Origin of the sequence: Bradyrhizobium sp. Ce-3, assembly GCF_022835695.1 — a bacterium.
Lineage (GTDB): Bacteria > Pseudomonadota > Alphaproteobacteria > Rhizobiales > Xanthobacteraceae > Bradyrhizobium.
Window position 1 is genome coordinate 257,610 of the sequence record NZ_BQUV01000001.1, and the last position, 25,051, is coordinate 282,660.

The 25,051-nt window shown below is 65.0% G+C and carries 27 protein-coding genes; 14 read left to right on the forward strand and 13 right to left on the reverse strand.

What is annotated here, in order from left to right; all coding sequences use genetic code 11:
• Positions 1-53 precede the first annotated feature (53 nt).
• The 5 genes from BRSPCE3_RS01365 to BRSPCE3_RS01385 are packed head-to-tail and all read right to left on the reverse strand — an operon-like array spanning position 54 to position 4,888.
• Positions 54-800, reverse strand: coding sequence for a 2-keto-4-pentenoate hydratase (locus BRSPCE3_RS01365; protein ID WP_283843066.1), 747 nt, complete (start codon positions 798-800; stop codon positions 54-56).
• 29 nt (positions 801-829) lie between these two features.
• Positions 830-1,639, reverse strand: coding sequence for an alpha/beta fold hydrolase (locus tag BRSPCE3_RS01370; RefSeq protein ID WP_244063704.1), 810 nt, complete (start codon positions 1,637-1,639; stop codon positions 830-832).
• A gap of 30 nt (positions 1,640-1,669) precedes the next feature.
• Positions 1,670-3,178, reverse strand: coding sequence for an AMP-binding protein (locus BRSPCE3_RS01375; RefSeq protein ID WP_244063705.1), 1,509 nt, complete (start codon positions 3,176-3,178; stop codon positions 1,670-1,672).
• A gap of 5 nt (positions 3,179-3,183) precedes the next feature.
• Positions 3,184-3,666, reverse strand: coding sequence for a hypothetical protein (locus BRSPCE3_RS01380; protein ID WP_244063707.1), 483 nt, complete (start codon positions 3,664-3,666; stop codon positions 3,184-3,186).
• Entirely contained in the window at positions 3,659-4,888 is a 1,230-nt protein-coding gene (locus BRSPCE3_RS01385; RefSeq protein ID WP_244063708.1) for an amidohydrolase family protein, read from the reverse strand. Before BRSPCE3_RS01385 ends, BRSPCE3_RS01380 begins: the two co-directional genes overlap by 8 nt.
• Here BRSPCE3_RS01385 and BRSPCE3_RS01390 point away from each other — a divergent pair.
• The 8 genes from BRSPCE3_RS01390 (at position 4,874) to BRSPCE3_RS01425 (ending at position 11,481) form a co-directional block, all read left to right on the forward strand.
• Positions 4,874-6,085 (forward strand): NAD(P)/FAD-dependent oxidoreductase, encoded by a 1,212-nt coding sequence (locus BRSPCE3_RS01390; RefSeq protein ID WP_244063710.1) that lies wholly within the window; start codon positions 4,874-4,876, stop codon positions 6,083-6,085. The genes BRSPCE3_RS01385 and BRSPCE3_RS01390 overlap by 15 nt on opposite strands.
• Before the next feature lie 16 nt (positions 6,086-6,101).
• Positions 6,102-7,394, forward strand: a complete 1,293-nt coding sequence (locus tag BRSPCE3_RS01395) for an aromatic ring-hydroxylating dioxygenase subunit alpha (RefSeq protein WP_244063712.1) — start codon at positions 6,102-6,104, stop codon at positions 7,392-7,394.
• A 10-nt stretch (positions 7,395-7,404) separates the two neighbouring features.
• A complete protein-coding gene (locus BRSPCE3_RS01400) occupies positions 7,405-7,890 on the forward strand; it encodes an aromatic-ring-hydroxylating dioxygenase subunit beta (protein WP_244063713.1) in 486 nt (161 codons plus the stop codon).
• Between the two features lie 46 nt (positions 7,891-7,936).
• Positions 7,937-8,665, forward strand: coding sequence for an SDR family NAD(P)-dependent oxidoreductase (locus tag BRSPCE3_RS01405; RefSeq protein WP_244063715.1), 729 nt, complete (start codon positions 7,937-7,939; stop codon positions 8,663-8,665).
• Positions 8,662-8,985: a non-heme iron oxygenase ferredoxin subunit gene (locus BRSPCE3_RS01410; protein ID WP_244063717.1), complete on the forward strand. Its 324-nt coding sequence runs from the start codon at positions 8,662-8,664 to the stop codon at positions 8,983-8,985. Before BRSPCE3_RS01405 ends, BRSPCE3_RS01410 begins: the two co-directional genes overlap by 4 nt.
• 154 nt (positions 8,986-9,139) lie before the next feature.
• Complete coding sequence (locus BRSPCE3_RS01415; protein WP_283843067.1) at positions 9,140-9,718, forward strand: TetR/AcrR family transcriptional regulator; 579 nt, start codon at positions 9,140-9,142, stop codon at positions 9,716-9,718.
• Entirely contained in the window at positions 9,715-10,605 is an 891-nt protein-coding gene (locus tag BRSPCE3_RS01420; RefSeq protein WP_244063722.1) for an oxidoreductase, read from the forward strand. The genes BRSPCE3_RS01415 and BRSPCE3_RS01420 overlap by 4 nt, the downstream gene beginning before the upstream one ends.
• 27 nt (positions 10,606-10,632) lie before the next feature.
• Positions 10,633-11,481 carry a VOC family protein gene (locus BRSPCE3_RS01425; protein ID WP_244063724.1) on the forward strand — a complete coding sequence of 283 codons (849 nt, stop codon included), beginning with the start codon at positions 10,633-10,635 and terminating at the stop codon, positions 11,479-11,481.
• A gap of 43 nt (positions 11,482-11,524) precedes the next feature.
• Here BRSPCE3_RS01425 and guaA read toward each other — a convergent pair whose 3' ends face one another.
• Positions 11,525-13,123: a glutamine-hydrolyzing GMP synthase gene (guaA, locus tag BRSPCE3_RS01430; RefSeq protein WP_283843068.1), complete on the reverse strand. Its 1,599-nt coding sequence runs from the start codon at positions 13,121-13,123 to the stop codon at positions 11,525-11,527.
• A gap of 137 nt (positions 13,124-13,260) precedes the next feature.
• Here guaA and BRSPCE3_RS01435 point away from each other — a divergent pair, with 137 nt between their 5' ends.
• Both BRSPCE3_RS01435 and BRSPCE3_RS01440 read left to right on the forward strand, forming a co-directional pair.
• Positions 13,261-13,632, forward strand: a complete 372-nt coding sequence (locus BRSPCE3_RS01435) for a nuclear transport factor 2 family protein (protein WP_244063728.1) — start codon at positions 13,261-13,263, stop codon at positions 13,630-13,632.
• A 182-nt stretch (positions 13,633-13,814) separates the two neighbouring features.
• Positions 13,815-14,147 carry a DHCW motif cupin fold protein gene (locus BRSPCE3_RS01440; RefSeq protein ID WP_244063730.1) on the forward strand — a complete coding sequence of 111 codons (333 nt, stop codon included), beginning with the start codon at positions 13,815-13,817 and terminating at the stop codon, positions 14,145-14,147.
• 145 nt (positions 14,148-14,292) lie between these two features.
• Here BRSPCE3_RS01440 and BRSPCE3_RS01445 read toward each other — a convergent pair whose 3' ends face one another.
• Positions 14,293-14,745: a helix-turn-helix domain-containing protein gene (locus BRSPCE3_RS01445; protein WP_244063733.1), complete on the reverse strand. Its 453-nt coding sequence runs from the start codon at positions 14,743-14,745 to the stop codon at positions 14,293-14,295.
• Positions 14,746-14,859: 114 nt separating this feature from the next.
• On the opposite strand from BRSPCE3_RS01445, the gene BRSPCE3_RS01450 reads away from it, so the two are divergent.
• A complete protein-coding gene (locus tag BRSPCE3_RS01450; protein WP_244063735.1) occupies positions 14,860-16,110 on the forward strand; it encodes an MFS transporter in 1,251 nt (416 codons plus the stop codon).
• Positions 16,111-16,216: 106 nt separating this feature from the next.
• Here BRSPCE3_RS01450 and BRSPCE3_RS01455 read toward each other — a convergent pair whose 3' ends face one another.
• Together BRSPCE3_RS01455 and BRSPCE3_RS01460 are read right to left on the reverse strand one after the other, a co-directional pair.
• A complete protein-coding gene (locus tag BRSPCE3_RS01455; RefSeq protein WP_244063737.1) occupies positions 16,217-17,515 on the reverse strand; it encodes an RsmB/NOP family class I SAM-dependent RNA methyltransferase in 1,299 nt (432 codons plus the stop codon).
• 22 nt (positions 17,516-17,537) lie between these two features.
• Entirely contained in the window at positions 17,538-17,960 is a 423-nt protein-coding gene (locus BRSPCE3_RS01460) for an MAPEG family protein (protein WP_244063739.1), read from the reverse strand.
• Positions 17,961-18,129: 169 nt separating this feature from the next.
• On the opposite strand from BRSPCE3_RS01460, the gene BRSPCE3_RS01465 reads away from it, so the two are divergent.
• Together BRSPCE3_RS01465 and BRSPCE3_RS01470 are read left to right on the forward strand one after the other, a co-directional pair.
• Positions 18,130-18,567: a hypothetical protein gene (locus BRSPCE3_RS01465; protein WP_244063741.1), complete on the forward strand. Its 438-nt coding sequence runs from the start codon at positions 18,130-18,132 to the stop codon at positions 18,565-18,567.
• 125 nt (positions 18,568-18,692) lie between these two features.
• A complete protein-coding gene (locus BRSPCE3_RS01470; protein WP_244063743.1) occupies positions 18,693-19,532 on the forward strand; it encodes a metallophosphoesterase in 840 nt (279 codons plus the stop codon).
• A 6-nt stretch (positions 19,533-19,538) separates the two neighbouring features.
• Here the strand turns inward: BRSPCE3_RS01470 and BRSPCE3_RS01475 are convergent, their stop codons facing one another.
• The 4 genes from BRSPCE3_RS01475 to BRSPCE3_RS01490 form a co-directional block, all read right to left on the reverse strand.
• Entirely contained in the window at positions 19,539-19,886 is a 348-nt protein-coding gene (locus BRSPCE3_RS01475; RefSeq protein ID WP_375709849.1) for a hypothetical protein, read from the reverse strand.
• Between the two features lie 139 nt (positions 19,887-20,025).
• Positions 20,026-21,048, reverse strand: a complete 1,023-nt coding sequence (locus tag BRSPCE3_RS01480) for an NADP-dependent oxidoreductase (RefSeq protein WP_244063746.1) — start codon at positions 21,046-21,048, stop codon at positions 20,026-20,028.
• Positions 21,049-21,311: 263 nt separating this feature from the next.
• Complete coding sequence (gene guaB, locus BRSPCE3_RS01485; RefSeq protein WP_244063748.1) at positions 21,312-22,802, reverse strand: IMP dehydrogenase; 1,491 nt, start codon at positions 22,800-22,802, stop codon at positions 21,312-21,314.
• Positions 22,803-22,982: 180 nt separating this feature from the next.
• The gene (locus tag BRSPCE3_RS01490; protein ID WP_244064933.1) at positions 22,983-23,234 is read right to left on the reverse strand and encodes a hypothetical protein; all 252 of its coding nucleotides are present in this window, start codon (positions 23,232-23,234) and stop codon (positions 22,983-22,985) included.
• A 141-nt stretch (positions 23,235-23,375) separates the two neighbouring features.
• On the opposite strand from BRSPCE3_RS01490, the gene BRSPCE3_RS01495 reads away from it, so the two are divergent.
• Complete coding sequence (locus BRSPCE3_RS01495; RefSeq protein ID WP_244063751.1) at positions 23,376-24,863, forward strand: MFS transporter; 1,488 nt, start codon at positions 23,376-23,378, stop codon at positions 24,861-24,863.
• Positions 24,864-25,051: the final 188 nt, after the last annotated feature.

The following is a 25,051-nucleotide window of genomic DNA, read 5'->3' on the forward strand; positions in this document are numbered from 1 at the left end:
GCTGATCTTGAAGCTCTTGAATCGGCTCCAATGGTCTGTTGCGCGGGTTCGCGCTACGTGAACGTCACGCTGACCGGGCCAAGGCCGGAGATCCTCGCCTCGTAGACTTCGCCGGCCGAGACCGGCGACACCGGGCCAAGCGCTCCCGTCAGCACGACGTCCCCGCTTCGCAGCGGCTGGCCGGCGCGCGCCATGGCCCGCGCCAGCCAGAGCGCGGCACGCAGGGGGTGACCGAGACAAGCCGAGCCGCAGCCGACGGACACGATCGCCCCGTTGCGGGTCATCGTCATGCCGCACGCTTCGAGATCGACGTCGGTCAACCGCCGGGGCGATGCGCCGAGCACATACCGCGCACTCGAGCCGTTGTCGGCGACGGTGTCGAGAATGCTGATCTTCCAATCCCGAATCCGGCTATCGACCACTTCAAGCGCGGCCACGGCGTAAGCCGTGGATCGCATCAGTTCACCGAGCGTGACGTCTTCACCGGCAAGATCGCGCTCCAGAACGAGCGCAATCTCGGCTTCGACGCGGGGCTGGATCAGCCGCGCAGTCGCGATCGCCTCTCCCGTCGAAACCTCCATGTCCGCGAACAGGGCGCCATAGTCGGGCTGATCGACGCCAAGCTGCTGCTGCACGGCCTTCGACGTGAGGCCGATCTTTCGGCCCACCAATCGTCTCCCGCCTGCGACGCCGCGCCGCGTCACCTCGGATTGGACCGCGTAAGCGATCTCGATGTTGCCCTCGCCGATCTCGCCAGCGATCGCATCGATCGGCTGCCGGGCAGATTCCGCCTGCTGCAAGCGCGTTGCAAGCCTGTCAATGACCGCGTTCATGGCCGATCCAGGAAGTCGGCGACCAGCGCGTTGAACTCATCGGCCTTCTCCCACTGCGCCCAATGACCGCATTTGGGATAGACGTGAAGCTGGGCGTTCGGCATCGTCTTCAGCAAGATGAAGGCGGAGTCGAGCGGTACGACGCGATCGTCGCGCCCCCACACGATCAGCGTCCGATGCTTCAGTGCAGCGAGATTCTCGCGCCAGATATCGAGTGGCGGACGCTTGAAGATGTCGATGACATCCTTGCGGGTCGCGGCCTTCAACCGCTCCTCGAGCAACGCATCGGTGATCGATTTCGAATCGAACACCAGGAGTTCGATGACGCCCTTCAGCTTCTGCATCGAAGGACCGTCACCCGCTTGGAACATCGCCATGCGGCGCAGGCCTTCCGTCGGCATCGGCGTGAAGATCGCCTGGCTGCCGCCCGTCCCCATCAGCACCAGGCGGTTGACGCGCTCCGGAGCGCGTAGCGCGACCATCAGCGAGGTCGCGCCACCCAGGGAATTGCCGACAAAACTTGCTGTCTGAACGCCGATCGCGTCCATGAAGGCGCGGACGAACTCGCCCATTGCCTCGAAGATCGGTCCGTCCTTCAGCTTGCCTTCGGTCTCGCCAAAGCCGGGCAGGTCGACGACGATGACACGGCGCCCGGCCGCAAGCGCCTCGACATTCTTGCGATAGTTGCTCAGGCCCGATGCGCCCGGTCCGCCACCGTGGACCAGGATCGTCGGCTCTCCCTGCCCGACATCATGATAACGCGTGCGGGTCCCCGCCACGTCGATGAACTTGTCACTCAGATCCACGCTTGATCTCCTGTTGATGGTAATGGCTGTTCAGATCGGCGGGACGCCGGATTGAAGGTAGCGGTCGCGTAGCTTCCGCTTGAAGATCTTGCCGCTCGCCTCCCGCGGCAGGGTTTCGAAGAGGAAGCGCCTGGGCACCTTGAAGCGCGCGAGACGCCGTTCGAGGAACGCCACGACCTCGGCCGGAGCGGGCTCGGCGTCCGGCTCGGCCTCGATCGCCGCAATCAGGCATTCGCCGAACTCAGCGTCAGGCACGCCGAACACGGCGCAATCTCGTACGCCGGGACAATTGACCAGAACGTTCTCGATTTCGGCCGGGTAGATGTTGACCCCGCCCGAGATGACCATGTCGCGCTTGCGATCGCAGATGTAGAGGAAGCCGTCGGCGTCGAGATAGCCGACGTCTCCGCAGGTCACGAGCCCGGCACGATCGACCTCCGAACGTTGCTCCGGACGGCCGTGATAGGTGAAATCCGAATAGGCCTCCGTGCGCAGATAGATCTCGCCGACGCCCCCTGGAGCCACCTCGCGGCCGGCTTCGTCGTAGATCCTGAGCTCAGTACCGGTCATCGGCCGGCCAACCGTGCCGGGATGCGCGAGCCATTCTTCAGTGTTGCAGCCGACCGCGGCGCCGGTCTCCGTCGCTCCATAGGTCTCGTGAATCACCGGCCCCCACCATTCGATCATCCCGCGCTTCACGTCCGGCGGACAAGCCGCGCCGGTGTGCGTCACCCAGCGGATCGACGACAGGTCGTACCTGCTGCGAACGGCGTCAGCGAGCCGCAGCAGGCGCACGAACATGGTCGGCACCATCGTCAGATGCGTGATCCGATGCTCGGCAATAACCCGGAGCAGATCCTCCGGATCGAAGCCCTGCTGCAGCACCGTGAGATCGGCGTGCTGGAAGGCTTGCCGCGCGAAAGCACCGGGCGATGCGTGATAGAGCGGGCCGCAAACGAAAGCGCGCATGCCGGCCTCGATGCCGTAGATCTCGCGAAGCAGCGTCGCGTTCTTCTTGATCTGCTCCGGCGTCATCGGCGCGCGCCGAACGCCCTTCGGATGCCCTGTTGTGCCCGACGTGTAGATCATCGTGCCCCGCGGCGCGCGCGCAGGCTGCTCCCATCGCGCGGCGCTGTCGCGAAATAGCGGCCAATCCTGCGCGTGGGACGGCGATGGTGACGACGAGGCGGTCGCGACCACATCGTCCACGACAAAAGTCGGCAGTTCGGCCGGAATGACCAGTTGAACCGCGGCAACCAGGTCGCGGTGTCCGATCAAGGCGCGGGGCGTGCAATCGGCGAGAATGTAGGCGATCTCGTCGGCCTTGCTGTGCCAGTTCAACGGAACAACATAGGCCCCCAGCAGCGCCGCCGCGTGCAGGACTTCGAAATAGCAGGGGTCGTTGCGGATCAGCAGCGCGATTGCATCGCCTTCGCGGACGCCGATTGCCTCAAGTGCAGTGGCGGCACGACTGCCCTGGTCGAGCAGTTGCTGGCGCGCGACGCGGCGCTCCCCGATCACGATCGCCTTGTCTGCCATTGCGCTCACTCCAGGCAAACCGTCACGCTGGCGCGAGCCTGCGGCACCAAAATGCTATCGAGCAGCGCGAACACATCGTCCGAGAGCGCCAGCGGTGTCGAATACGTCAATGCGTCCATATGACCGCTGAGAATGGTCGGATACCGCCATTCGGCTTTCGCGATCGTGCGCCCTCGCCCACGCAATTCGAACACCAGCGGCTCGGGCGCACTGGCGCCATGTCCGCTCTGAAAGCCGTCTCCAATTGCATAGATCTCGCACACAAAGCCCCCCGGACCGCGGCGTTGCACCGCGATTTCGATGTCGAGCAGACCGAATGCGGGATCAGCTGTCGCGCCATCCTGGTAGAAATAGACGAAGGGTATTCGGCCGTATTTGCAAATGCCCCGCGCCGCGTCCGATGGCACCTGCGCATCGCTGCGGCCCGGTGTCCTCGGCGGGATTGGGCCGAGCAGACACATCTGAGGCAGTGAACGGCAGTCAGCCATGGGACAGCCCCGTCGGCTTGCCCTTCGCTTGCACTGCCGCGCCATCAAGCGGCGCAACCTCGTAGCGCCGCCCGAGGAAACCAAAGCAATTCTCGGCGAGCACCGCCTCACTGCTCAGCGCGCGCTTGGCGAACGCACCCGGCTGCTTCTGCCGTATTGCGTAGGGATAGTCGGAGCCGACGACGATGCGGCTCTCGCCCACCGCGTGACCGAGGAACGAGAGTGAAACCGGATCGTACAGAATGCTGTCGTACCAGAACTTCCGGGCGAGCTTCGATGGCGCCTGCGTCATCTTGCCTTTCGCGCCGAGCCCCCAGCCGAAATCCATCCGCGGCAGGATCCAGGGCAGCGCCCCGCCGCCATGGCTCAGCAGGATTCGCAGCCGCGGAAATCGCTCGGGGACGCCGGCCGCCAGCAGCGACACCGAGGCGAGCGCCGTCTCGAGCGGAAACACAGCCGTGGCGGCGAATTCCGGGCTGGCGCCCACCCGCTCCAGCCCGGCGGGATGCAGCGGATGCACGAAGATGCCGAGATCAAGCGACTGCGCGGCCTCGTAGACCGGAAACAGGATCTCGCTGCCGAGGGCCACGCCATTGATGTGTGACCCGATCTCGATTCCGGCGAAACCGAGCGCCTTGATCTTCTCGAGCTGCCGCAAGGCACGCGGCACGTCCTGCATGCATACCATCCCGATACCGGCGAAATGGTGCGGCGCTTGCGCGACCATGGCTGCGATCTGGTCGTTCATGACGTCAGCGAGATGCTCGGCGTCATCGGGCGGCAGCCAATGCGACAGCAGCTCCGGCATCGGCGAGAGCACCTGCATATCGGTGCCGTCCTCACGCATGTCGGCAAGCCGACGCTCGACGTCCCAGGATCTCGTATCGATCTTTCGAAACGGCTTGCCGGCGATCATCACCGCCGCCTGATCGCCCGTCGAATGCTCGACGCTCGGCCAGCGCGCGTCCCGCCTCGGGTCCGCGGGCAGCCGCGCAGGCACAACATGTGTGTGAACGTCGATCACCGTGCCCAACACGCTCTCCCTGTCGCTCTGTTGCGAGCTTCTTGTCGTGGTTCGTGCGCGTTCGCGCGTCACAGAATTCACTTTACAAACAGGAATGATTGTTTTTATCTTCGCTGTCAAGACGCCTTGGAGCGTCACGGTAGCGGCGAGCGGAAATGCCGCGTGCCAAGGGAGCGAACGACGTTGAACCTGCAGCAAGCGCGCATCGTGATCGTTGGAGCCGGACAGGCCGGCGCCCGGGCCGCCGAGGCATTGCGCGCAGCTGGCCACCACGGCCCGATCAGCCTGGTGGGCGAGGAAGCGCACCTCCCTTACGAGCGGCCGCAGCTCTCGAAGGCCATTCTGATCGACAAGGATCCCAATCCGACGCTCATACGGCAGGCTCAGGGCTGGAACGACATCGATGTTGCGTTGCTCACCTCGTCCCCTGTGGTGGCAGCCGATGCGCAGCGACGCGTTGTCGCCCTTGCGAACGGGCGTGAACTTTCATTCGACCGACTGCTGCTCGCAACCGGGACACGCGTGCGGCGCTTGGCCGAGCTCGACAATGCTCCGCTCCCCGTTCGCTACCTGCGCGGCATGGCGGATGCGCTCGCGCTCCGCCTCGAGTTGCAGCCCGGACGAAGGATCGCCCTCGTTGGCGGCGGAGTCGTGGGCCTCGAGGTCGCGTCCGCCGCGATTGGCCGCGGATGTCAGGTCACCATCATCGAGAAGGCGGACAGCCTGCTGCCGCAGATCGGCTCCGGATCGCTCGCCGATTATGTTCATTCCCTCCATTCGTCGAGGGGGGCGAGGATTGTCTGCGGCGCTGTTGCAAAGCGAGCGACATCCAGCGGACTCGAACTGGACGACGGGCGCCTGATCCCGGCCGACCTCGCCCTGGTTGGCGCCGGGGTCGAGCCGGTCACCGAGCTTGCGCACCAATTGGGCCTTGATTCGCCACGCGGCATCCGCGTGACATCGACTGGTGCAACCGCCATCGAAGGTATCTTTGCCGCAGGCGACGTCGCCGAGCAGTGGAGCCCGGGCCACGACCGCTGGATGCGCATCGAGAACTGGGCCAACGCGCAGAACCAGGCGATCGCCACCGCAAGATCCATGGCAGGAATGCAGACGGCCTATGACGCGCCGCCGTGGTTCTGGTCCGACCAGTACGACGCCAACATCCAGATCGTCGGCAATCCAGCCGGTGGAGACGAGATCATCAGGGGGGACACCGCCACCGGGCGCTTTATCGTCACCAGCGTCCGTGACGGCGAAGTCGTCGGCGGCATCACCGTCAATTCCGCCCGGGACATGGCGGTGCTGCGCCGTCTCGTTGCCGCACGCAAGCGTGTTCGAAAAAGCGATCTTGAGAATCCCGCATTCGAATTGAGACGCTTACTCGCCGCCTAGGGAACAGGAAACCGCAATGAACGCAGATCACCAACCCGCACTGCTCGTCGATCCGGGCCAACGCATTTTCAAGGTTGCGCGCCGCAACTTTGTCGACCCTGAGATATTCAAGGCCGAGAAAGAGAAAATCTTCGACCGCTCCTGGCTGTATCTCGGACATTCGTCCGAACTGCCGAAGCCAGGCGACTTCATTACCCGCAAGGTTGCCGGCCGCGGCATTTTGTTCACCCGAGACAGCAAGGGACACCTGCGCGCCCTGCTCAACACCTGCCCCCATCGCGGCGCCCAGGTGTGCCGCGAGCGCAAGGGCAACGCCAAATCTTTCCAGTGCTTTTATCACGGCTGGGTATTCGGCGCGGACGGCAAGCTCCGTAGCCAGCCCGGCGAGACCTCCTACCCGGAGGGCTTCAAGGGCCGCGACACCTCGAACATGCAGCCGGTGCCGCGCTTCGATACCTATCGCGACTTCAACTTCATTTCCTTCGACCCCAACGTCATTCCGCTCGTCGACTATCTCGCCGGGGCGAAGGAATTCCTCGATGTGATCTGCGACCAGACCGACGCCGGAATGTCGATCGTCGCCGGCAGCCAGGAATATTCGATCCGGGCAAACTGGAAGCTGCTCACCGAGAACAGCATCGACGGCTATCACGCGGCAACCACCCACGCGACGTATTTCGACATCCTGATGAGTTCGACCGACAATCTAGCGTCCGGCATGGGCGGCGGCGGTTACGGCTACGATCTCGGCAACGGCCACGCGGTCCTCGAATATGGCGCACCGTGGGGACGTCCGGTCGCGCAATGGATCCCGGGATGGGGAGAAACCGGCAAGTCGGAGATAACCCGGCTCTACGACAACCTCGTCCAGCGTCATGGCAAGGACCGCGCCGACCGGATCGCACGGAAGAACCGCAACCTGTTCATCTTCCCGAACCTCGTCGTCAACGACATCATGGCGCTGACCGTGCGCACCTATTTCCCGATGGCTCCCGACTACATGGTCATCAACGCCTGGGCGTTGGCACCGAATGACGAATCGACGTGGGCGCGGAAGTATCGCCTGAACAATTTCCTCGAGTTTCTCGGCCCGGGTGGCTTCGCGACACCTGACGACGCCGAGGCCCTGGAGCATTGCCAGCGCGGCTTCGAGAACTCCAAGGAAGCGCTCTGGAATGACATCTCCAAGGGCATGGGCATGGACAAGGCGCGTCACGACGACGAGTTGCAGATGCGGGCATTCTGGACGCAGTGGAACAAGCAAATGTTCCCTGCCCCGGCGTCCGGCATCAAAGGCGTCGCGGCCTAAGGAGGACAACATGCAAGCCCCTAGCCGAACCGACGTGGAAGATTTCCTGTTCAACGAGGCCGAGTTGCTCGATCAATGGCGGCTGCCGGAATGGCTCACGCTGTTCACGGACGACGCCAAGTATGAGGTGCCCTGCACCGACCTGCCGGCCGACGCGTCGTCCGACAGCAACCTGTTCTACATCGCCGACGATCGCATCCGGCTCGGCGAGCGGGTCAAGCGGCTGATGAAACGTACGGCGCACGCCGAGTTTCCGCATTCGAAGACAAGCCGGATCGTTGGCAACGTCAGGATCCAGGCCAAACGCGAGGACGAGATCGACGTCAGTTGCGTCTTCCAGACCCTTCGGACCAAGGACGGCGTCACTGATCTCTACTTCGGAACCACTAAGTATCGCCTTGCGCTCGATGGCGAGAGCCTCCGCATCCGGGAGAAGCGCTGTCTCCTCGCCGGTGATGGACTGCGCCCGAGCGGTCGTATCAGCATCGTTCTTTGAGGGAGAGGACGACATGGCTCGCCGTTTCGAGGGACAATCCGTTGTGGTGACCGGCGCCGCCAGCGGCATCGGCGCGGTCATCGCCCGCCATTTCGCCGATGCCGGAGCTCGGCTCGTGCTTTCGGATATCGACGAGGGGCGGCTTGGCGGCGTTGCCGACGACATCGCCGCGAGCGGCGCCGGGCGACCGGTCGTCAAAGCCGGCGACCTGTCCCGCGAAGACGTCGCCGGCACCGTGATCAAGTCGGCGGTGGACAGCTTCGGGGCGCTCGACGTCCTCGTCAACAATGCCGGCGGTGGGATCATCAAGCCGTTCCTGGACCACACGCCCGACACGCTGCGGACGACCATCGACCGCAATCTCTGGACCGCGCTGTGGTGCACCTGGCACGCTGTCCCGATCATGAAGGCCCGGGGCTATGGCCGCATCGTCAACATCGGGGCCGACTCGGTCCGCAACGGGCTCTGGGATCACGCGGCCTATAACGCAGCGAAGGGCGGCGTGCATGCGATGGCCACCGGGTTGGCACGCGAGTTTGCCAGGGACGGCATCACCGTGAATGTCGTCGCCCCCTGTATCGTCGACACCCCGCAGGTGCGGCAGGCCACCCTCAAGGCGCCGAAGGCGTTGCAACGCTTCGTCGACGTCGTCCCGATGGGACGCGCGGCCGAGATGGACGAGGTGGCGTCGATGGTTTGCTATCTCGCGTCGAAAGAGGCCTCGTTCGTCACCGGACAGGTCATCAGCGTCAACGGCGGAAGCACCATGCTATGACGACCACGATCAACGGCATTTTCGTCGGCACCGTCGGGGACTTTCCCGAAGGTGAAATCCGTCCCGCGGCGATGCCGGACGGCACCAATCTTGCCGTCTACAACGTGGGCGGGACGATCTACGCCACGGCGGACCTGTGCACCCACGGCGAAGCTTCTTTGTCCGAGGAAGGCATCCTGACCGGAAACATTGTCGAATGCCCCTGGCATTTTGGTACATTCGACGTCACCAGCGGCGCGCCGACCGGCATGCCGTGCACGGTTCCGTTGAAGACCTTTCCGGTCAAGGTGATAGAAGACAGCGTCTATGTCGAATTCTGAAGACCCCAAACCCAGTTCCCGCCGCGCCGCCGGCTCGTCGCGAACGCCCGCTCCCCGGCAGAAGCTGAGATCGCGCCGCGACAGCACAGCCGAGCCGAAATACGCGTCGCGGCGAACCCAGGCGGAGCGCAGCGAGACCACGCGTAAGCAGCTCATGGACGCAGCGGTCAAGTTGATCCGCCACAACGGCCTCGGCGGCTTGCGAACCGTGGAGGTCGCCGACCTTGCCGGGGTTTCCCGCGGCGCGCTGATGCATCATTTCCCGAGCAAGCACGAGCTTGTGGTGGCCGTGCTGACCTACGTCAACGAGGTCACATTCACCCAGAGTACACGCCGTGCGCAATCGGCGCGGCATGACGGCGGCGACCCGATCGACAGCATCATCAAGGATGCGCAGGACTTCTTCTTCGGCGACTACTTCTTTATCGAGCTTGCCATCGGCATGAGCGACGAAAGCACCCGGCGTCTCAAACGCGAGACCCAGCAATTCGCCCGGCAGACCCGTTTCTCGATCGAGGCGACCTGGCTCGACACGCTGATATCGTCGGGAATCCCGGAACAGCTCGCCAGGGATGTGCTGGCGCTCACGCTGAGCGTGGTGCGCGGCTTTTCGGTCAGAATGCTCATTGAGAACGATCCGGAGCGCTTCTCGCGCCTGCTCGCGGTCTGGCGCAAGATCGTGCGGCAGCACATCGAGGACTCGCTCCCCAAGCCATCGAGAAAGCGGACATGACGGGCCGGAATTCGACCGAGAGAGCGCCACAGGGCCCGCTGATCGCGCTCTGCTACGTCAGGCTCGCAGTCCGTGAGCCGCTTTCGGCGGCGACTTTCGCAACCGACATTCTCGGCCTGCAACCGGTGCCGGACAAGCAAGCCCTGCTGTTCCGGTCGGACGATCGTTATCACACGCTGTCGCTGGTACCGGAGCCGACGGCGTCGTCGATCGGGATCGAGGTATCCGACGAAGCCGCCCTCGAGCGCATCGAACAGGCGCTGCAGACGGATGGTTTCATCGTGCGCCGGAGCAACCGGGACGAATCCAGGCAGCGCTTTGTGCGCGAGGCGGTCATCGCGCAAGACGCCAGCGGCAACGAGATCGACCTGGTGTTGCGGCCCGCACAAAGCGGCCGACGTTATTTTCCGAGCCGCGACGCGGGCATCACCGGATTGCAGGGCGTCGGACTGCGGAGCGCCCGGTTGAAGGACGACCAGCATTTCTGGACCTCGATCCTCGGCGCCCGGATCAACGACTGGGCCGGCGACGTTACATATCTCGGGATCGACCGAAAGCACCACCGCGTTGCGCTCTACCCGTCCGACCGCGCCGGGATTCTCTACGTCAGCTACGGCGTCGAGAGTCTCGATGCGGTCATGCAGAGCCACTATTTCGTGCAGGAACGTCAGATCAGGGTTCTGCATGGCCCCGGACGCGAGCCCGCATCGGGACAGATCTTCCTGAGGTTCGAAGGACCCGAGGGACACGTGTTCTCATACACCCACGGCCTCAACGACATCGAACCTGGTCATCACCCTCGGCAGTTTTCAGCGCATCCCACCTCGCTCTGCGAGTGGGGCAGCCAGTGCCAGGGCATCCCCGAATTGCAGCCGGCCGACGACTGATCGACCCCGAAGACATGGAGGCGCCACATGATTGAATTGCGGGATCTCGCTTACGTAAGGCTGGGCGCCTCCAACCTCGAGGACGCGCAGAGCTTTGCCACCAAAAGCCTCGGCCTGCAGGTCGGTGAACAGGCGAAGCAAGCGCTCTATCTCCGCTCCGATAACCGCGCCCACACGCTCTGCTATTTCGAGGGCGATCCGCGGGACCAGACCGTCGCCTTTGAAGTCGACGATGCGGACAAGCTCAACGCCGCCGGCGCAACCCTCGATGCACTCGGCCACGCCGTCCACGCCGGCACGGCCGACGAATGCGCGCTCCGCAAGGTCAAGGATTTCATCGCGTTCAAGGATCCGACCGGGAATCAAATCGAACTCGTCGTTCGCCCTGAGCGCAACGGCAAGCGATATTTTGCGACCCGCGATGCCGGAATCACCGGCTTCAGCCATGTGGGCCTGTTCACGACCGACCCTGTGCGCGACGAGCAGTTCTGGACTCAGGTGTGTAACGCCCGCGTCAGCGATCGCATCGGGGACATCGCGCTCATGCGGGTTAACGCGATCCATCACACCGTGGCGCTGGCCCCCGGTCGCGGGCCGGGCGTGCACCACATCAACCACCAGGTCGAGAGCAACGACGACGTGCTGCGCTCGTACTATCATTTGTCGGGCCAGCGCGTCCCAATCGTGTTCGGTCCGGGTCGTCACCCAACATCCGGCGCGCGCTTTCTCTATTTCCAGGGACCCGACGGCATGGTGTTTGAATACTCCGTCGGGGTAGACGAAATCGAGGACGAGGAAACCCATCGGCCGCGGCAATTCGGCTTCGAGCCATCCAGCCTCTGCATGTGGGGCGCGAAATCAGCACGTCCGCGTTAGCCCCGGCCGGCGACGTTTGAGCTTCGCGATGCCAGCGCGCCCCCTACTCCCACTCGATCGTGCCCGGCGGCTTCGACGTCACGTCGTACACCACCCGGTTGACGCCCTTCACCTCGTTGATGATGCGCGTCGCGGTTTCGGCGAGGAACTTCATGTCGAACTGGTAGAAGTCGGCGGTCATGCCGTCGGTCGAGGTGACGGCGCGGAGGCCGACGACGTATTCGTAAGTTCTGCCGTCGCCCATCACGCCGACGGTCTTCACCGGCAACAGCACGGCGAAGGCCTGCCAGATCGCATCGTAGAGGCCGTGCTTGCGGATCTGGTCGATATAGACGGCATCTGCGTTGCGCAGGATGTCGAGCTTTTCTCTTGTGATGTCGCCGGGGCAGCGGATGGCAAGGCCCGGGCCCGGGAACGGGTGGCGGCCGACAAACACTTCGGGCAGGCCGAGCTCGCGGCCGAGCACACGCACTTCGTCCTTGAACAGTTCGCGCAAGGGCTCGACGAGCTTCATGTTCATGCGGGCCGGCAGGCCGCCGACATTGTGGTGCGACTTGATGGTCACCGACGGACCGCCGGTGAAGGAGACGCTCTCGATCACGTCGGGGTAAAGCGTGCCCTGCGCCAGGAACGCGGCGCCGCCGATCTTCTTGGCTTCGGCCTCGAACACGTCGATGAACAGCCGTCCGATGGTCTTGCGCTTCACTTCCGGATCCGTGACGCCTTCGAGCTCGCCCAGAAACTCTTTCGACGCGTCCACATGGACCAACGGGATGTTGTAGTGGTTGCGGAACAGGTCGACGACGGTCTTCGCCTCGTCGAGCCGCAGCAGGCCGTGATCGACGAACACGCAGGTGAGCTGGTCGCCGATCGCTTCATGGATCAAGACCGCCGCGACGGCGGAATCGACGCCGCCGGATAGGCCGCAGATCACCTTGCCGGTGCCTACCTGGGCGCGGATCTTCTCGATCGCCTCCTCGCGGAAGGCGCGCATGGTCCAGTCGCCGGTCAGGCCAGCGACCTTGCGGACGAAGTTGCGCAAGAGCTTGGCGCCATCAGGCGTGTGCACCACCTCGGGATGGAACATCAGGCCGTAATATTTCCGCTTCTCATCCTGGATGATTGCGAACGGCGCGTTCGGCGAGGTGCCGGCGACCGAGAAGCCGGGCGGCATTTTGGTGATGCGGTCGCCATGGCTCATCCACACCTGGTGCTTTTCGCCATGGTTCCAGATGCCGTCGAACAGCTGGCTGTCGGTCTTCACCTCGACATCGGCGCGGCCGAACTCGCGGTGATGGCCGCCCTCGACATCGCCGCCGAGCTGGGCCGCGAGGGTCATCTGGCCGTAGCAGATGCCGAGCACGGGAACGCCTGACTCGAAGATCAGCTGCGGGGCGCGCGGCGAGCCGGTCTCATGCACGGACTCAGGGCCGCCGGAGAGGATCACCGCCTTCGGCTTCATCTCCTTGAAGGCGGCCTCCGCCTTCTGGAACGGCACGATCTCGGAATAGACGCCCATCTCGCGGACGCGGCGGGCGATCAGTTGCGTCACCTGGCTGCCGAAATCGACAATCAGAATCTTGTCATGCGCCGAGGCCACGGTGGGCGTCGACGGTTCACGGGCTGTGTGCTGGGCTGTCATGGCAAGCAGATACGCGACCGCGCCCGCCCCCGCAACCGCGCTCGACGGGGCGCCCACATTCTTCTTTGGGCATGGACAAATCGATATAGGTCAGTATTATTGACCTAATTCGACCATAAGCAACATGGAGGAAACCAATGCCGGATTTTCACGAGCCATCCCGTCTGGCCGCGCTCGGCCGCGACTGGATCGCCGCCTGGAACGCGCGCGACCTCGAGCGCGTGCTGGCGATGTATGCCGACGATACCGAGATGACCTCGGACCGGATCCCGCCGCTCGGCTTCGGCGCCTCAGGCACGGTGCGCGGCAAGGCGAGCTTGCGGGCCTATTGGAGCGCCGCGCTCGCCAAACTGCCCGAGCTGCATTTCGAGTTGATCGACCTCTATGTCTCGCCCGACAGCGTCGTCGTGTTCTACCGGAACGAACGCGGCAACAAGATCTGCGAGTATTTGCGGCTCGATGATCAGGGCAAGATCAGGCAGGGTTCAGCGAACCATCTGGTGGGATGAGACGTCGCCGCACTCCTGCTCTCTCCCGTCACCCTGAGGTGGTCGCGAAGCGACCGTCTCGAAGGGTCGACGGCCCGGCTCCATCCCCATCCTTCGAGGCTCGCTCCGCTCGCACCTCAGGATGACGTCGGAGCTAGGAGATACAAAGGCGTAGATTGAGCAAAACCATCAGGACGTCCCGTATGAAAATCCCGACCCTGCCCTTCACCGTCACCGACTGGAGCCATGTCTCGCCCACGGTACACCCCGGCGAGACCGGGCAAGCGCTGTGGCGCAAGCTTGATATCGGCGAGCTCAGGGTGCGGATGGTCGAATACTCGCCGGGCTATCTCGCCGATCACTGGTGCGATCGCGGCCATGTGCTGTTCGTCGTCCAGGGCGAGCTCGACACCGAGCTGCGCGACGGCCGCAAATTCACGCTGAAACCCGGCATGAGCTACCAGGTCTCCGATTTCGGCGACGCCGCGCACCGCTCGTCGACGAAGACCGGCGCGACGCTGTTCATCGTGGATTGACGCGGGGCCTGACCTATCCCGTCACCCTGAGGAGGTCGCGAAGCGACCGTCTCGAAGGGTCGACGGCCCGGCTCCGTCCCCATCCTTCGAGGCTCGCTACGCTCGCACCTCAGGATGACGTCAGCGTGTGGGGCTACCTGGCCGCTCACCGCCTCCGCGCAGCAACCTTCCGCACCTTTGTATCCGCCCAGCTCAACGGCCGCCCGCTCTTCGACGGCAGCACCAGTTGCCCAACGGCCTGCCCGGCCTGGTCGAGCAGCACCGAATGCGGCTCGCCGCGCGCGTAGAGATGCGCCTCGCCCCATTGCCGCAAGGAGACCACGATCGGGAACAGGTCGTGTCCCCGCTTGGTGAGCGCATATTCGAGATAGGCGCTGCCGTCGGACGCGGCGACCTGCTCGAGCACGCCGGCATCGACCAGCTTGCGCAGCCGCGCCGTCAGCATGCCCTTGGCGATGCCGAGGTTCTTCTGGAAGTCGCCGAACCGGCGCAGGCCGTCGAACGCGTCGCGCACGATCAACAGCGACCACCAGTCGCCGATCGCATCCAGCGCGCGCGCCACCGGGCAGTCCGCCTTGGCCAATGCAGTCCGCTTCATCGCGGCCCATCTCCCTCGATCACGATTCCGAACTGGTATTAAAATAGGACTAGACAGCACCTGGTGCAACTGGTCTCATTATAAGACCAGATTGAATGAGCAGCGGAGGCGATCATGAGCACCCAGGATGCGACGACGACGGAACCGGCAAAGCCCGGCGACACCGCGACGGGCCGGCTTTCGCCCGCGATCGTGCTGCTGTTTGCGGTCGCCTGCGGGCTCAGCGTCGCCAACATCTATTCGGCCCAGCCGCTGCTCGACACCATGGCGCAGGATCTCGGCATCACCCCCGCCGCGATCGGCATCGTGGTGACGCTGACCCAAATCGGCCTCGCCTTCGGCCTGATGCTGATCGTGCCGCTCGGCGACCTCTGGGACCGCCGCAAGCTGATCGTCGGCCAGATCATGCTGTCCGCGGCGGCGCTCGTCGTGGTCGGCACCGCGCCGAACGCGATCGTGCTGTTCTGCGGAATGGTGCTGGTCGGGCTGCTTGCCGTGGTCATCCAGGTGATCGTCGCCTTCGCCGCGACATCGGCCGCGCCGGCCGAGCGCGGCCAGACCATCGGGACCATTCAGAGCGGCGTCGTGTCGGGCATCCTGCTCGCCCGCTTCGCTTCGGGCACGCTGGCCGATCTCGGCGGATGGCGCATGGTCTACCTGACCTCGGCGGTGCTGATGCTGGCGATGGCCGCGCTGCTCGCCTATGTGCTGCCGCGGCAGCCGCCGCGGGCGCCGACCGGATCATCATATGCAAAACTGTTGCGCTCGACGGCCGCGCTGTTCGCCGCGGAGCCGGTGCTGCGCGAACGCGCGGTGCTCGCGCTGCTGGTGTTCGCGAGCTTCAGCGCGTTCTGGAGCGCGGTGGTGCTGCCGCTTTCAGCGCCGCCGCTGTCGCTGTCGCACACCGCGATCGGCATGCTCGGCATTGCCGGCCTCGCCGGCGCGCTGGCGGCGCGCAATTCGGGCCGCCTCGCCGATCGCGGCTGGGGCCAGCGCACCACCGGATTGTCGCTGCTGCTGATGCTCGCCGGCTGGGCCCCGATCGCCTGCCTGCATGCTTCGCTGTGGCTGGTGCTCGCCGGCGTCGTGATGATCGACTTCGCGGTGCAGGCCGTCCATGTCACCAACCAGAGCCTGATCGTCGCCGCCCGCCCGGAGGCTTCGAGCCGCCTGATCGGCGTCTACATGGTGTTCTATTCGATCGGCAGCGGGCTCGGCGCGATCGCCTCGACGATGGCCTATGCGGCCGCGGGCTGGCTCGGCGTCTGCGTGCTGGGGGCTGCGATCAGCGCCATCGCGTTGCTGTACTGGGTCATCGTGGTGAGCAAGACGCCGATGCCGGCGGGCGTGTGCTCCGAAGCGTAGTGGACTCGCCCGTCATTGCGAGCGAAGCGAAGCAATCCATCGTGCCGCAGGCGGAAAAATGGATTGCTTCGTCGCTGCGCTCCTCGCAATGACGGCGAAAAAAACCTCACCCCTTCTTCAGCATCGAGACGAAGAATCCATCCGTGCCGGTGCGGCGCGGCGTCATCAGCAGGCCTTCCGGCGACAGCAGCGCGGCCTCCGCGAACGCTTCGGCCTTGTCCCACAGCACCGATGCGGTCTGCTCCGGCGGCTGCACCGAGAATTCCGGATGCCGCGCGATGAACGCCTTGACCTGCTCGCCGTTCTCCTCCGCCAGCACCGAGCAGGTGATGTAGGCGATCCGGCCGCCGGACTTCACCAGCGGCGCGGCGCGCGCCAGCACCTCGGCCTGGTCCTTCAGCCGCACCTCGAGCGCGCCCGGGCGCATCCGCCATTTGGCGTCGGGATTGCGGCGCCAGGTGCCGGTGCCGGTGCACGGCGCGTCGATCAAGACCAGATCGGCGGAAGCCTTGATGTCGGACAGCACCTCCTCCTCGCCGCGCGGCGTGCGCACATCGCAATTGTGCACGCCGGCGCGCGACAGCCGCTCATGGATCGGCACGAGCTGGCGCTTGTCGCTGTCGGTCGCGATCAGCCGGCCCTTGCCTTGCATCATCGCCGCAATCGCCAGCGTCTTGCCACCGGCGCCGGCGCAGAGATCGATCACCTGCTCGCCGGGCTTGGCGGCCGAGAACAAAGCGGCGAGCTGCGAGCCCTCGTCCTGTACCTCGATGGCGCCCTTGATGAAATCCTCCTCGGCATGGATGCCGGGATTGCGCGCATCGGCGCCGAGCTCGATGCGCAGCCCAAGTGGCGACCACGGCGTTTCCGAAGCACCCAGATGCGACAGCCGCGGCAGCAGCTTCTCGCGCTTGCCGCGCAGCGTGTTGACGCGCAGATCGAGCGGCGCCCGGCTCGCCATCGCGGTCGCTTCCGCGGCACGGTCGTCGCCGAACACCTTGGCCAGATGCGGGTCGAGCCAGTCCGGATAATCACCTGCGACATGCGCCGGCGCCTCCTTGAGGGAACGCGAGGTCAGTGCGGCCTCTTCAGCCGCAGTCAGCTGTTCCGGCGCGAACCGGCCGCCATCGCACAGCGCCGAGATCGTCGGGACATCCATGCCGCGCTCGAGCTTGAGCATGCCGAGCACCCGCGAGCGGGCGCTGGCATCGTCCATCAAATAGGCCGCGGAGGATTGCCGGCGCAGCACGTCCCAGATCAGGCCGGAGATCGCGGCGCGATCGCCGGAGCCGGCATAGCGGTGCGCGGTGCCCCATTCCTTCAGCGCTTTCGCCGCAGGAATGCGCTGGGCGTCGATGGTGGCGATCAGCTCGATCGCGGCGGAGAGCCGGGCAGCGGGGGTCATTGAACTCTTTCGGTTGGGCGCATCAGATCAGCAGCAGGATCTTGAGCGCGAAATACAGCCACATCGCCGCCAGCACCAGCACGCCGGCGAACCAGGCGAGCGAGCGCGGCCGCACGTCGTTGGAGGTGACGAAGACGCCGGCATGGGCGAACCGTGTCACCACGAACACCCAGGACATCAGCACGATGAACAGATCGGCATGGCGGATCGGCAGCGCAATGGCGATCAGGACATAGAACAGTACCGGCAGCTCGAACTGGTTGGCAAAACAGTTGCCGAGCTGGGTGGCGCGCTCCGGCCAGTTCGGCTGGCGCAGCGCGATGTCGCGCATCTTGGTCTCACCGCTCGCCAGCGTCCGCGTGCGCAGCGTCGCCATCCCGAACAAGAGCGCGAAGGTGAGCCCAATCTGGATGAAGACCGGCAATAGAACCATTTGAACCGACATCAAGAATCTCCCTCAGCCACGGGCGCCCGGCCGCCCTCTTAGCCGCCACTGCCGCCCAACACAATGAAGCCTTCCAGTAAGGCGCCTAGGCAGCCCGTTGAACCATCACCCGAGCCCGGGTGACCAACTCCCAGGACCAATGGCGGTTTCAGCCCTCACGTTTGGCGCAATGAGCATCATCACCCCGATCCTCGACGGCGCGGCCGGGGCGGCCGCGGCTCTCGGCGATCTCCTCACGCCCCTGCTGAAGGCGATCGATCCCGGCACCGGCTGGTTCGACGACGCAGCCGATGGCGGGCTCGGCATGGTGATGGCGGGGCTGGCCGGCGTCGCCACGGCGCTGCTGGTTGCGATCCTGCTCTCGGTCTATTTCCGCAGCGGCTATCGCTCGACGCGCGACATCGTCAGGGATGCGCTGGTCACGACGCTGGTGCTCGCCCTGCTCGGTTTCGCGGCCTACGACGTCAGGCGCGACGCGCTGGCCTATTTCGGGCTCGACGCGCCGCCGGCCGCCACGGGAACCAATCTGCCCGATACGGGACTGCTCGGAGGCCGCGCCAGGCCGCCCGCGGCGTCGACGTCCGCGATGCGGCAGCTGGCGATCTAGGCTCCGCGCCGCGCGTTCAAACAAGTGATCAAACAACCTATCAAACAACGCGTCGAATAAGACGGCGAAATCGTCATCGTTCCGACTTCGCGCCGACCTATGCTCCGCGTGAAAGGGATCGATGCATGCCCCAGTTTCGCCTGACCCAAATCTCCGACACTCACCTCGCGCGCCGCTTCAAGCCGCTCGTCGACAATTTTCATCGCGTCAGCGAGCACATCGATGCGACGCGGCCGGATCTGGTGCTCAACTCCGGCGACGTCTCGTTCGACGGGCCGACCAGCCGCGACGATCTGGTATTCGCCAAACAATTGCACAACGCGCTGCCGGTCGATTGCCTGTATCTGCCGGGCAATCACGACATCGGCGACAATCCGACCGCGGTCGGTCCCACGCCTTCGCAGCTGCCGACCGAGGACACGCGCCGCGCCTTCACCTCGGTGCTCGGCGAGGACCGCTGGCATTTCGACGCCGCCGGCTGGTGCTTCATCGGACTGAATTCGCTGATCATGAACACCGGCCTCGACAGCGAGGCCGCGCAGTTCGACTGGCTCGCGGGCACGCTCGACAAGGCCGTCGGCAGACCGGTCGCACTGTTCCTGCACAAGCCGCTCTATCTCGACCTGCCCTACGATGCCGAGCGCGTCGAGACCGCGATCCGTTTCGTGCCGCAACCGGCGCGGCGCCGCCTGATCGAGATGTTCGGCAAGGTCGATTGGCGCCTGGTCGGCAGCGGCCATGTGCATCAGCGCCGCGACTACACGTTCGAGCATGTCCGGCACATCTGGGCGCCCTCGGCCGGCTTCATCATTTCAGACGCGCGGCAGGAAGTGATCGGCATCAAGGAAGTTGGTCTGGTCGAATATCGCTTCCAGCCCGACAGCTTTGAAGTGCGCCACATCAGGGCCAAAGGCCAGGTCGATGTCGACCTGGACATGCTGCTCGGCAAGCAGCCCGCCGCTTGAGCGGCGTCAACTGCGCGCCGCGTCGTTCAGGTCGCGCTTGATGACGGTGAGCAGGGCCTGCAACGAGTCCTTGTTCGGTTGCGGCGCGGCCGGCGCCGGCCGCACGCGCGTCACTTGCGGCATGACACGGACCGGCTCCGTGTCCGGCTCCTCCGCGACGAATTTTCCATGCAAGACGTCGTCGCGGCGGCCCATGACGAACATTGTCGCCCAATAGCCGACGGCGAGGAGAATGACCCCGGAAACAATCAGTTCAAAAATCATGACTACACCTGAAATATAGCCATATTGAATCAACTGCCGCCGGTCTCCGTCAAGCAAATGGGGGCCGAAAAGCCCCCAAAAACCCGCCATTGTGGCGTTTTTGATACTTTGTTGCGCGGAATGGGAGCTAGAGCCCCGTGGAACGGGGCTCCAGATTCCTATTTTGACGCGTTTTCTTCACGCGAACCGGTACCCGCTTCGCTCGAAAACGGTTTGGTAGGCCCTCGCTTCACGCCTTGTCGGGCCCGATCCGGACCAGCTGCTTGCCGAAATTGGCGCCCTTGAGCAGGCCCATGAAGGCCTCCGGCGCGCTGTCCAGGCCCTCGGTCACGAACTCCTTGTACTTGACCTTGCCCTCGCGCACCCACTGCGACATGTCGCGGAGGAAGTCGCCATGCATGGCGGCGAAGTCGCTGACGATGAAGCCGCGGAAGGTCAGCCGCTTGGTCAGGATGTTGCGCATCATCGCGCCGGCCCATTTCGGGGCGTGCGCCTCGGTGTCGTTGTAATGCGCGATCAGGCCGCACACCGGAATGCGCGCGAACGCGTTGAGCAGCGGAAACACCGCGTCGAACACCGCGCCGCCGACATTCTCGAAATAGACGTCGATGCCCTTCGGACAGGCTTCCTTGAGCTTCGCCGCGAGGTTGGGATCGCGATGGTCGAGGCACTCGTCGAAGCCGAGCTCATTCTTGACGTAGGCGCATTTGTCCTTGCCGCCGGCGATGCCGATCGCCCGCGCGCCCTTGATCTTGGCGATCTGGCCGACCGCCGAGCCGACCGCGCCGGACGCGGCCGCGACCACCACCGTCTCGCCCGCCTGCGGCTTGCCGATCTCGAGCAGGCCGGTATAGGCGGTCATGCCGGGCATGCCGAGCACACCGACCGCGGTCGAGATCGGTGCGAGCTTCGGATCGATCTTGGCGAGGCCCTTGCCGTCGGACAGCGCATGCGTCTGCCAGCCCGCGCGCGACAGCACGATGTCGCCCTTGGCAAAGCCGGGATTGTTGGAGGCGATCACCTCGCTCACCGTACCGCCTTCCATCACGCCGCCGACCGGCACCGGCGCGGCATAGGACGGACCGTCGGCCATGCGGCCGCGCATATAGGGATCAAGCGACAGCCAGATGGTGCGCAGCAGCACCTCGCCCGCGCCGGGCGCCGGCGGCGTGTAGTCCTCGAGCCTGAAATTGGCCGGCGTGGGCTCGCCATGCGGGCGCGAGGCCAGAACGATGCGCTTTCCTTGGGACATAGGGGTTTCCTCTTGCGGTGATTGTTTCGTGGCGCACACGTAGTCATGCAATCCAGTTCCCCGCAAGGGAGATGGATTTGCTCTTTCGCGTCGAACTGTTTGAAACGTTGTTTGAAATGACGGGCGTCATGCCGAACGACGTCGCGCAAATACGACCATCGTCATTCCGGGGCGTGCGAAGCACGAGCCCGGAATCCATTCATCCACCACCGATGAGGCTCGATGGATTCCGGGCTCTCGCTTCGCGAGCCCCGGAATGACAGTTACACCCCGCCCGGATAGTTCGGGGCTTCCCGCGTGATGGTCACGTCGTGGACGTGGCTCTCGCGCAGGCCGGCGCCGGTGATACGGACGAACTCGGCCTTGCCGTGGAAATCCTTGATGTCCTTGGCGCCGACATAGCCCATCGCGGCGCGGAGGCCGCCGGCGAGTTGGTGCATGACGTTGCCGACCGGGCCCTTGTAGGGCACCTGGCCCTCAATGCCCTCGGGCACGAGCTTCAGCGTGTCCTTGATGTCCTGCTGGAAGTAGCGGTCGGCCGAGCCGCGCGCCATCGCGCCGACCGAGCCCATACCGCGATAGGCCTTGTAGGAGCGACCCTGCCACAGAAACACTTCGCCTGGAGTCTCGTCGGTGCCGGCGAGCAGCGAGCCGACCATCGCGATGTCGGCACCGGCGGCGAGCGCCTTGGCGAGGTCGCCGGAATATTTGATGCCGCCATCGGCGATCACGGGGATGTCGGCCTTCTTCGCCGCCGCCACCGCATCCATGATCGCGGTGAGCTGCGGCACGCCGACGCCGGCGACGATGCGCGTGGTGCAGATCGAGCCCGGACCGATGCCGACCTTGATACAGTCGGCGCCGGCATCGATCAGCGCCTGCGCGCCGCCTTCGGTCGCGACGTTACCCGCCACGACCTGGACCGCGTTGGAGAGCCGCTTGATCCGGTTGACGGCATTGAGCACGTGCTGCGAGTGGCCGTGCGCGGTGTCGACCACGACGACGTCGACGCCGGCATCGATCAGTCGTTCGGTGCGCTCATAGCCGGTCTCGCCGACCGTCGTGGCAGCGGCGACGCGAAGCCGGCCCTGCGCGTCCTTGCAGGCCAGCGGATGGGCGACCGCCTTCTCGATGTCCTTCACGGTGATCAGGCCGACGCAGCGATATTGCTCGTCGACCACCAGCAGCTTCTCGATGCGATGCTGGTGCAGCATCCGCTTCGCCTCGTCCTGGCTGACGCCCTCGCGCACCGTGACGAGGTTCTCATGCGTCATCAGCTCCGAGACCTTCTGCCTGGGATCGCTGGCGAAGCGCACGTCGCGGTTGGTCAGGATGCCGACCAGCTTGCCCGGCACGTTCTTGGCGCTACCGGTGACCACCGGAATGCCGGAGATGCCGTTTTCCTTCATCAGGGTCAGCGCATCGGCCAGCGTGGCGTCGGGGCCGATGGTCAGCGGATTGACCACCATGCCGGATTCGAACTTCTTCACCTGCCGCACCTGCGCGGCCTGGCCCTCGGGATCGAAGTTGCGGTGAATGACGCCGAGGCCACCGGCCTGCGCCATCGCGATCGCCATGCGCGCTTCGGTGACGGTGTCCATCGCGGACGCCATGATCGGGATGTTGAGCTGGATCGCGCGGGTGACGCGCGAGCGGATATCGACTTCCGAGGGAAGGACGTCGGACAGACCGGGCTTCAGAAGCACATCGTCGAACGTGAAGGCTTCTCGGATAGCCGGAAATCCCGTGGCCATTGCCAACTCCTTATCTGCGGCCCAGCCGCGATGGTCTTACGGATGAACGCCGCCTGCGGCGACGCTGCTGCGTCACCGTCGAATCGGCGCCCATCGGTGGGGTTGACGCTGGTCGATAGCATGGCGGCATGACGAATCAAAGCGTTTGCCAGCCATGCACAGGCCTTTTTACGGGCCGCTTCAGGGGACCCTGTAACCCGGCGGCGGCCCGTGGCGGCGGATCGCCTCGACCATCTCGCGGTGCCGGCGGTCTTCCCGCTTCATGTGGACCGCGATCACCGCATGGGCCGACGGCACCAGCAGCAAGATGTGGAAAAACAGCCCGAAAATCGCACAAAACACGATCAGGACCAGATTGAAGATGGCCGAAAACGGCTGTCCGTTCAGGAGCAGCCCGATCGGCGGCAAGAGAGCGGCTAGGACGTAGATCACGGCGGGCACCTCTAACGCGGGCGGATGCATACCAGCGTCACGGAGGATTTAGGGCGTTTGGCCGGTTCCGCAATAGCGTGGCCGCGGGCAGGATGATATGGCCCCCTCGCCCGCCTTTTTCAGCACAGCTGTCCTGTTTTGATGAACAAACAACGCCTGATCCCGCTCATCGTGGCCACCGCCCTGTTCATGGAAAACATGGACTCCACGGTGATTGCGACCTCGCTGCCGGCGATCGCCGCCGATATCGGCACCAGCCCCCTGACGCTGAAGCTCGCGATCACCTCCTATTTGCTGTCGCTCGCGGTGTTCATCCCGGCCAGCGGCTGGACCGCGGACCGCTTCGGCGCCCGCATCGTGTTTGCCGGCGCGGTCGCCGTGTTCATGCTGGGCTCGATCGGCTGCGCGCTGTCGGGCTCGGTGACCGACTTCGTGTTCGCCCGCATCCTGCAGGGCCTCGGCGGGGCGATGATGACCCCGGTCGGGCGGCTGGTGCTGTTACGCTCGGTCGACAAGAGCGCGCTGGTCAACGCGATGGCCTGGGTCACGGTGCCGGCGCTGATCGGCCCGGTGATCGGGCCGCCGCTCGGCGGCTTCATCACCACTTATTTCTCCTGGCATTGGATCTTCCTGATCAACATCCCGATCGGGCTACTCGGCATCTTCCTGGCGCTGAAATACATCGACCCGATCAAGAGCGAGGACCCCGAACGCTTCGACCTGATAGGACTGGTGCTGGCCGGCATCGGCCTTGCCGGCATCGCCTTCGGACTGTCGGTCGCGGGCCTCAATCTGTTGCCGTGGCCGATCGTCGCCGCGCTGGTCGGGGTCGGCACGATCTCGATGACGCTCTACGTCCTGCACGCCCGGCGCACCGGCTCGCCGGTGCTCGATTTCGGCCTGCTGCGGCTGCCGACGATGCGCGCCTCGATCGTCGGCGGCTTCATGTTCCGGCTCGGCATCGGCGCGCTGCCGTTCCTGCTGCCGCTGCTGATGCAGGTCGGCTTCGGCCTGTCGCCGTTCCAGTCCGGCCTCGTCACCTTCGCCTCCGCGGTCGGCGCCATGGGCATGAAGACGCTGGCCGCGCGCATCATCAAGGCCTTCGGCTTCCGCAACATGATGACGGTCAATGCGGTGGTCAGCTCGGCCTTCCTCGCCGCCTGCGCGCTGTTCACGATCTCGACGCCGCTGATGCTGATCTTCACCATCCTGGTGGTCGGCGGGTTCTTCCGATCGCTGCAATTCACCGCCATCAACACCGTGGCCTATGCCGAGGTCGAGGCGCCGCAGATGAGCCGCGCCACCACGCTCGTCAGCGTCAACCAGCAGCTCGCGGTGTCCGCCGGCGTTGCGGTCGGCGCGTTCTCGGTTGAAACCACCCTGGCATTGCACCACGCGACCGAACTGTCCGCCGACGTGTTCGCGCCGGCCTTCATCGTGGTCTCGCTGATCTCGGCGGCCTCAGCCTGGTTCTTCTGGCAGATGCCGGCCGACGCCGGCAACGAGATCGCCGGCCGCAAGGCGATCGACATCTCGAGCCGCAAGGGCGCCGAGAAACGCGCCGCCGTCGATGCCGTCAAGGCCGCGACCGAGGATACCCAGAACGCGCGGGATCAGCGGCTGGGGTAGGTTCAGCTCGATTTATCACCGTCATACTGAGGAGCGGCGAAGCCGCATCTCGAAGGATGCACGGCCACCAACCGGGCCGTCGACCCTTCGAGACGGCCGCTACGCGGCCTCCCCAGGGTGACGGGACACGTTGCGCCGAGGTTGCATGACCGCTCCTTCACCTTCCGCGAAACCCAGTCGCCAGCACG

Coding starts and splice junctions, on each gene's coding strand:
- BRSPCE3_RS01375 (WP_244063705.1), bottom strand. CDS start 3,178: ATGGCAGACAAGGCGATCGTGATCGGGGAGCGCCGCGTCGCGCGCCAG.
- BRSPCE3_RS01380 (WP_244063707.1), bottom strand. CDS start 3,666: ATGGCTGACTGCCGTTCACTGCCTCAGATGTGTCTGCTCGGCCCAATC.
- BRSPCE3_RS01395 (WP_244063712.1), top strand. CDS start 6,102: ATGAACGCAGATCACCAACCCGCACTGCTCGTCGATCCGGGCCAACGC.
- BRSPCE3_RS01400 (WP_244063713.1), top strand. CDS start 7,405: ATGCAAGCCCCTAGCCGAACCGACGTGGAAGATTTCCTGTTCAACGAG.
- BRSPCE3_RS01410 (WP_244063717.1), top strand. CDS start 8,662: ATGACGACCACGATCAACGGCATTTTCGTCGGCACCGTCGGGGACTTT.
- BRSPCE3_RS01415 (WP_283843067.1), top strand. CDS start 9,140: ATGGACGCAGCGGTCAAGTTGATCCGCCACAACGGCCTCGGCGGCTTG.
- BRSPCE3_RS01420 (WP_244063722.1), top strand. CDS start 9,715: ATGACGGGCCGGAATTCGACCGAGAGAGCGCCACAGGGCCCGCTGATC.
- BRSPCE3_RS01425 (WP_244063724.1), top strand. CDS start 10,633: ATGATTGAATTGCGGGATCTCGCTTACGTAAGGCTGGGCGCCTCCAAC.
- guaA (WP_283843068.1), bottom strand. CDS start 13,123: ATGACAGCCCAGCACACAGCCCGTGAACCGTCGACGCCCACCGTGGCC.
- BRSPCE3_RS01435 (WP_244063728.1), top strand. CDS start 13,261: ATGCCGGATTTTCACGAGCCATCCCGTCTGGCCGCGCTCGGCCGCGAC.
- BRSPCE3_RS01440 (WP_244063730.1), top strand. CDS start 13,815: ATGAAAATCCCGACCCTGCCCTTCACCGTCACCGACTGGAGCCATGTC.
- BRSPCE3_RS01445 (WP_244063733.1), bottom strand. CDS start 14,745: ATGAAGCGGACTGCATTGGCCAAGGCGGACTGCCCGGTGGCGCGCGCG.
- BRSPCE3_RS01450 (WP_244063735.1), top strand. CDS start 14,860: ATGAGCACCCAGGATGCGACGACGACGGAACCGGCAAAGCCCGGCGAC.
- BRSPCE3_RS01455 (WP_244063737.1), bottom strand. CDS start 17,515: ATGACCCCCGCTGCCCGGCTCTCCGCCGCGATCGAGCTGATCGCCACC.
- BRSPCE3_RS01460 (WP_244063739.1), bottom strand. CDS start 17,960: ATGTCGGTTCAAATGGTTCTATTGCCGGTCTTCATCCAGATTGGGCTC.
- BRSPCE3_RS01465 (WP_244063741.1), top strand. CDS start 18,130: ATGAGCATCATCACCCCGATCCTCGACGGCGCGGCCGGGGCGGCCGCG.
- BRSPCE3_RS01470 (WP_244063743.1), top strand. CDS start 18,693: ATGCCCCAGTTTCGCCTGACCCAAATCTCCGACACTCACCTCGCGCGC.
- BRSPCE3_RS01475 (WP_375709849.1), bottom strand. CDS start 19,886: ATGGCGGGTTTTTGGGGGCTTTTCGGCCCCCATTTGCTTGACGGAGAC.
- BRSPCE3_RS01480 (WP_244063746.1), bottom strand. CDS start 21,048: ATGTCCCAAGGAAAGCGCATCGTTCTGGCCTCGCGCCCGCATGGCGAG.
- guaB (WP_244063748.1), bottom strand. CDS start 22,802: ATGGCCACGGGATTTCCGGCTATCCGAGAAGCCTTCACGTTCGACGAT.
- BRSPCE3_RS01495 (WP_244063751.1), top strand. CDS start 23,376: ATGAACAAACAACGCCTGATCCCGCTCATCGTGGCCACCGCCCTGTTC.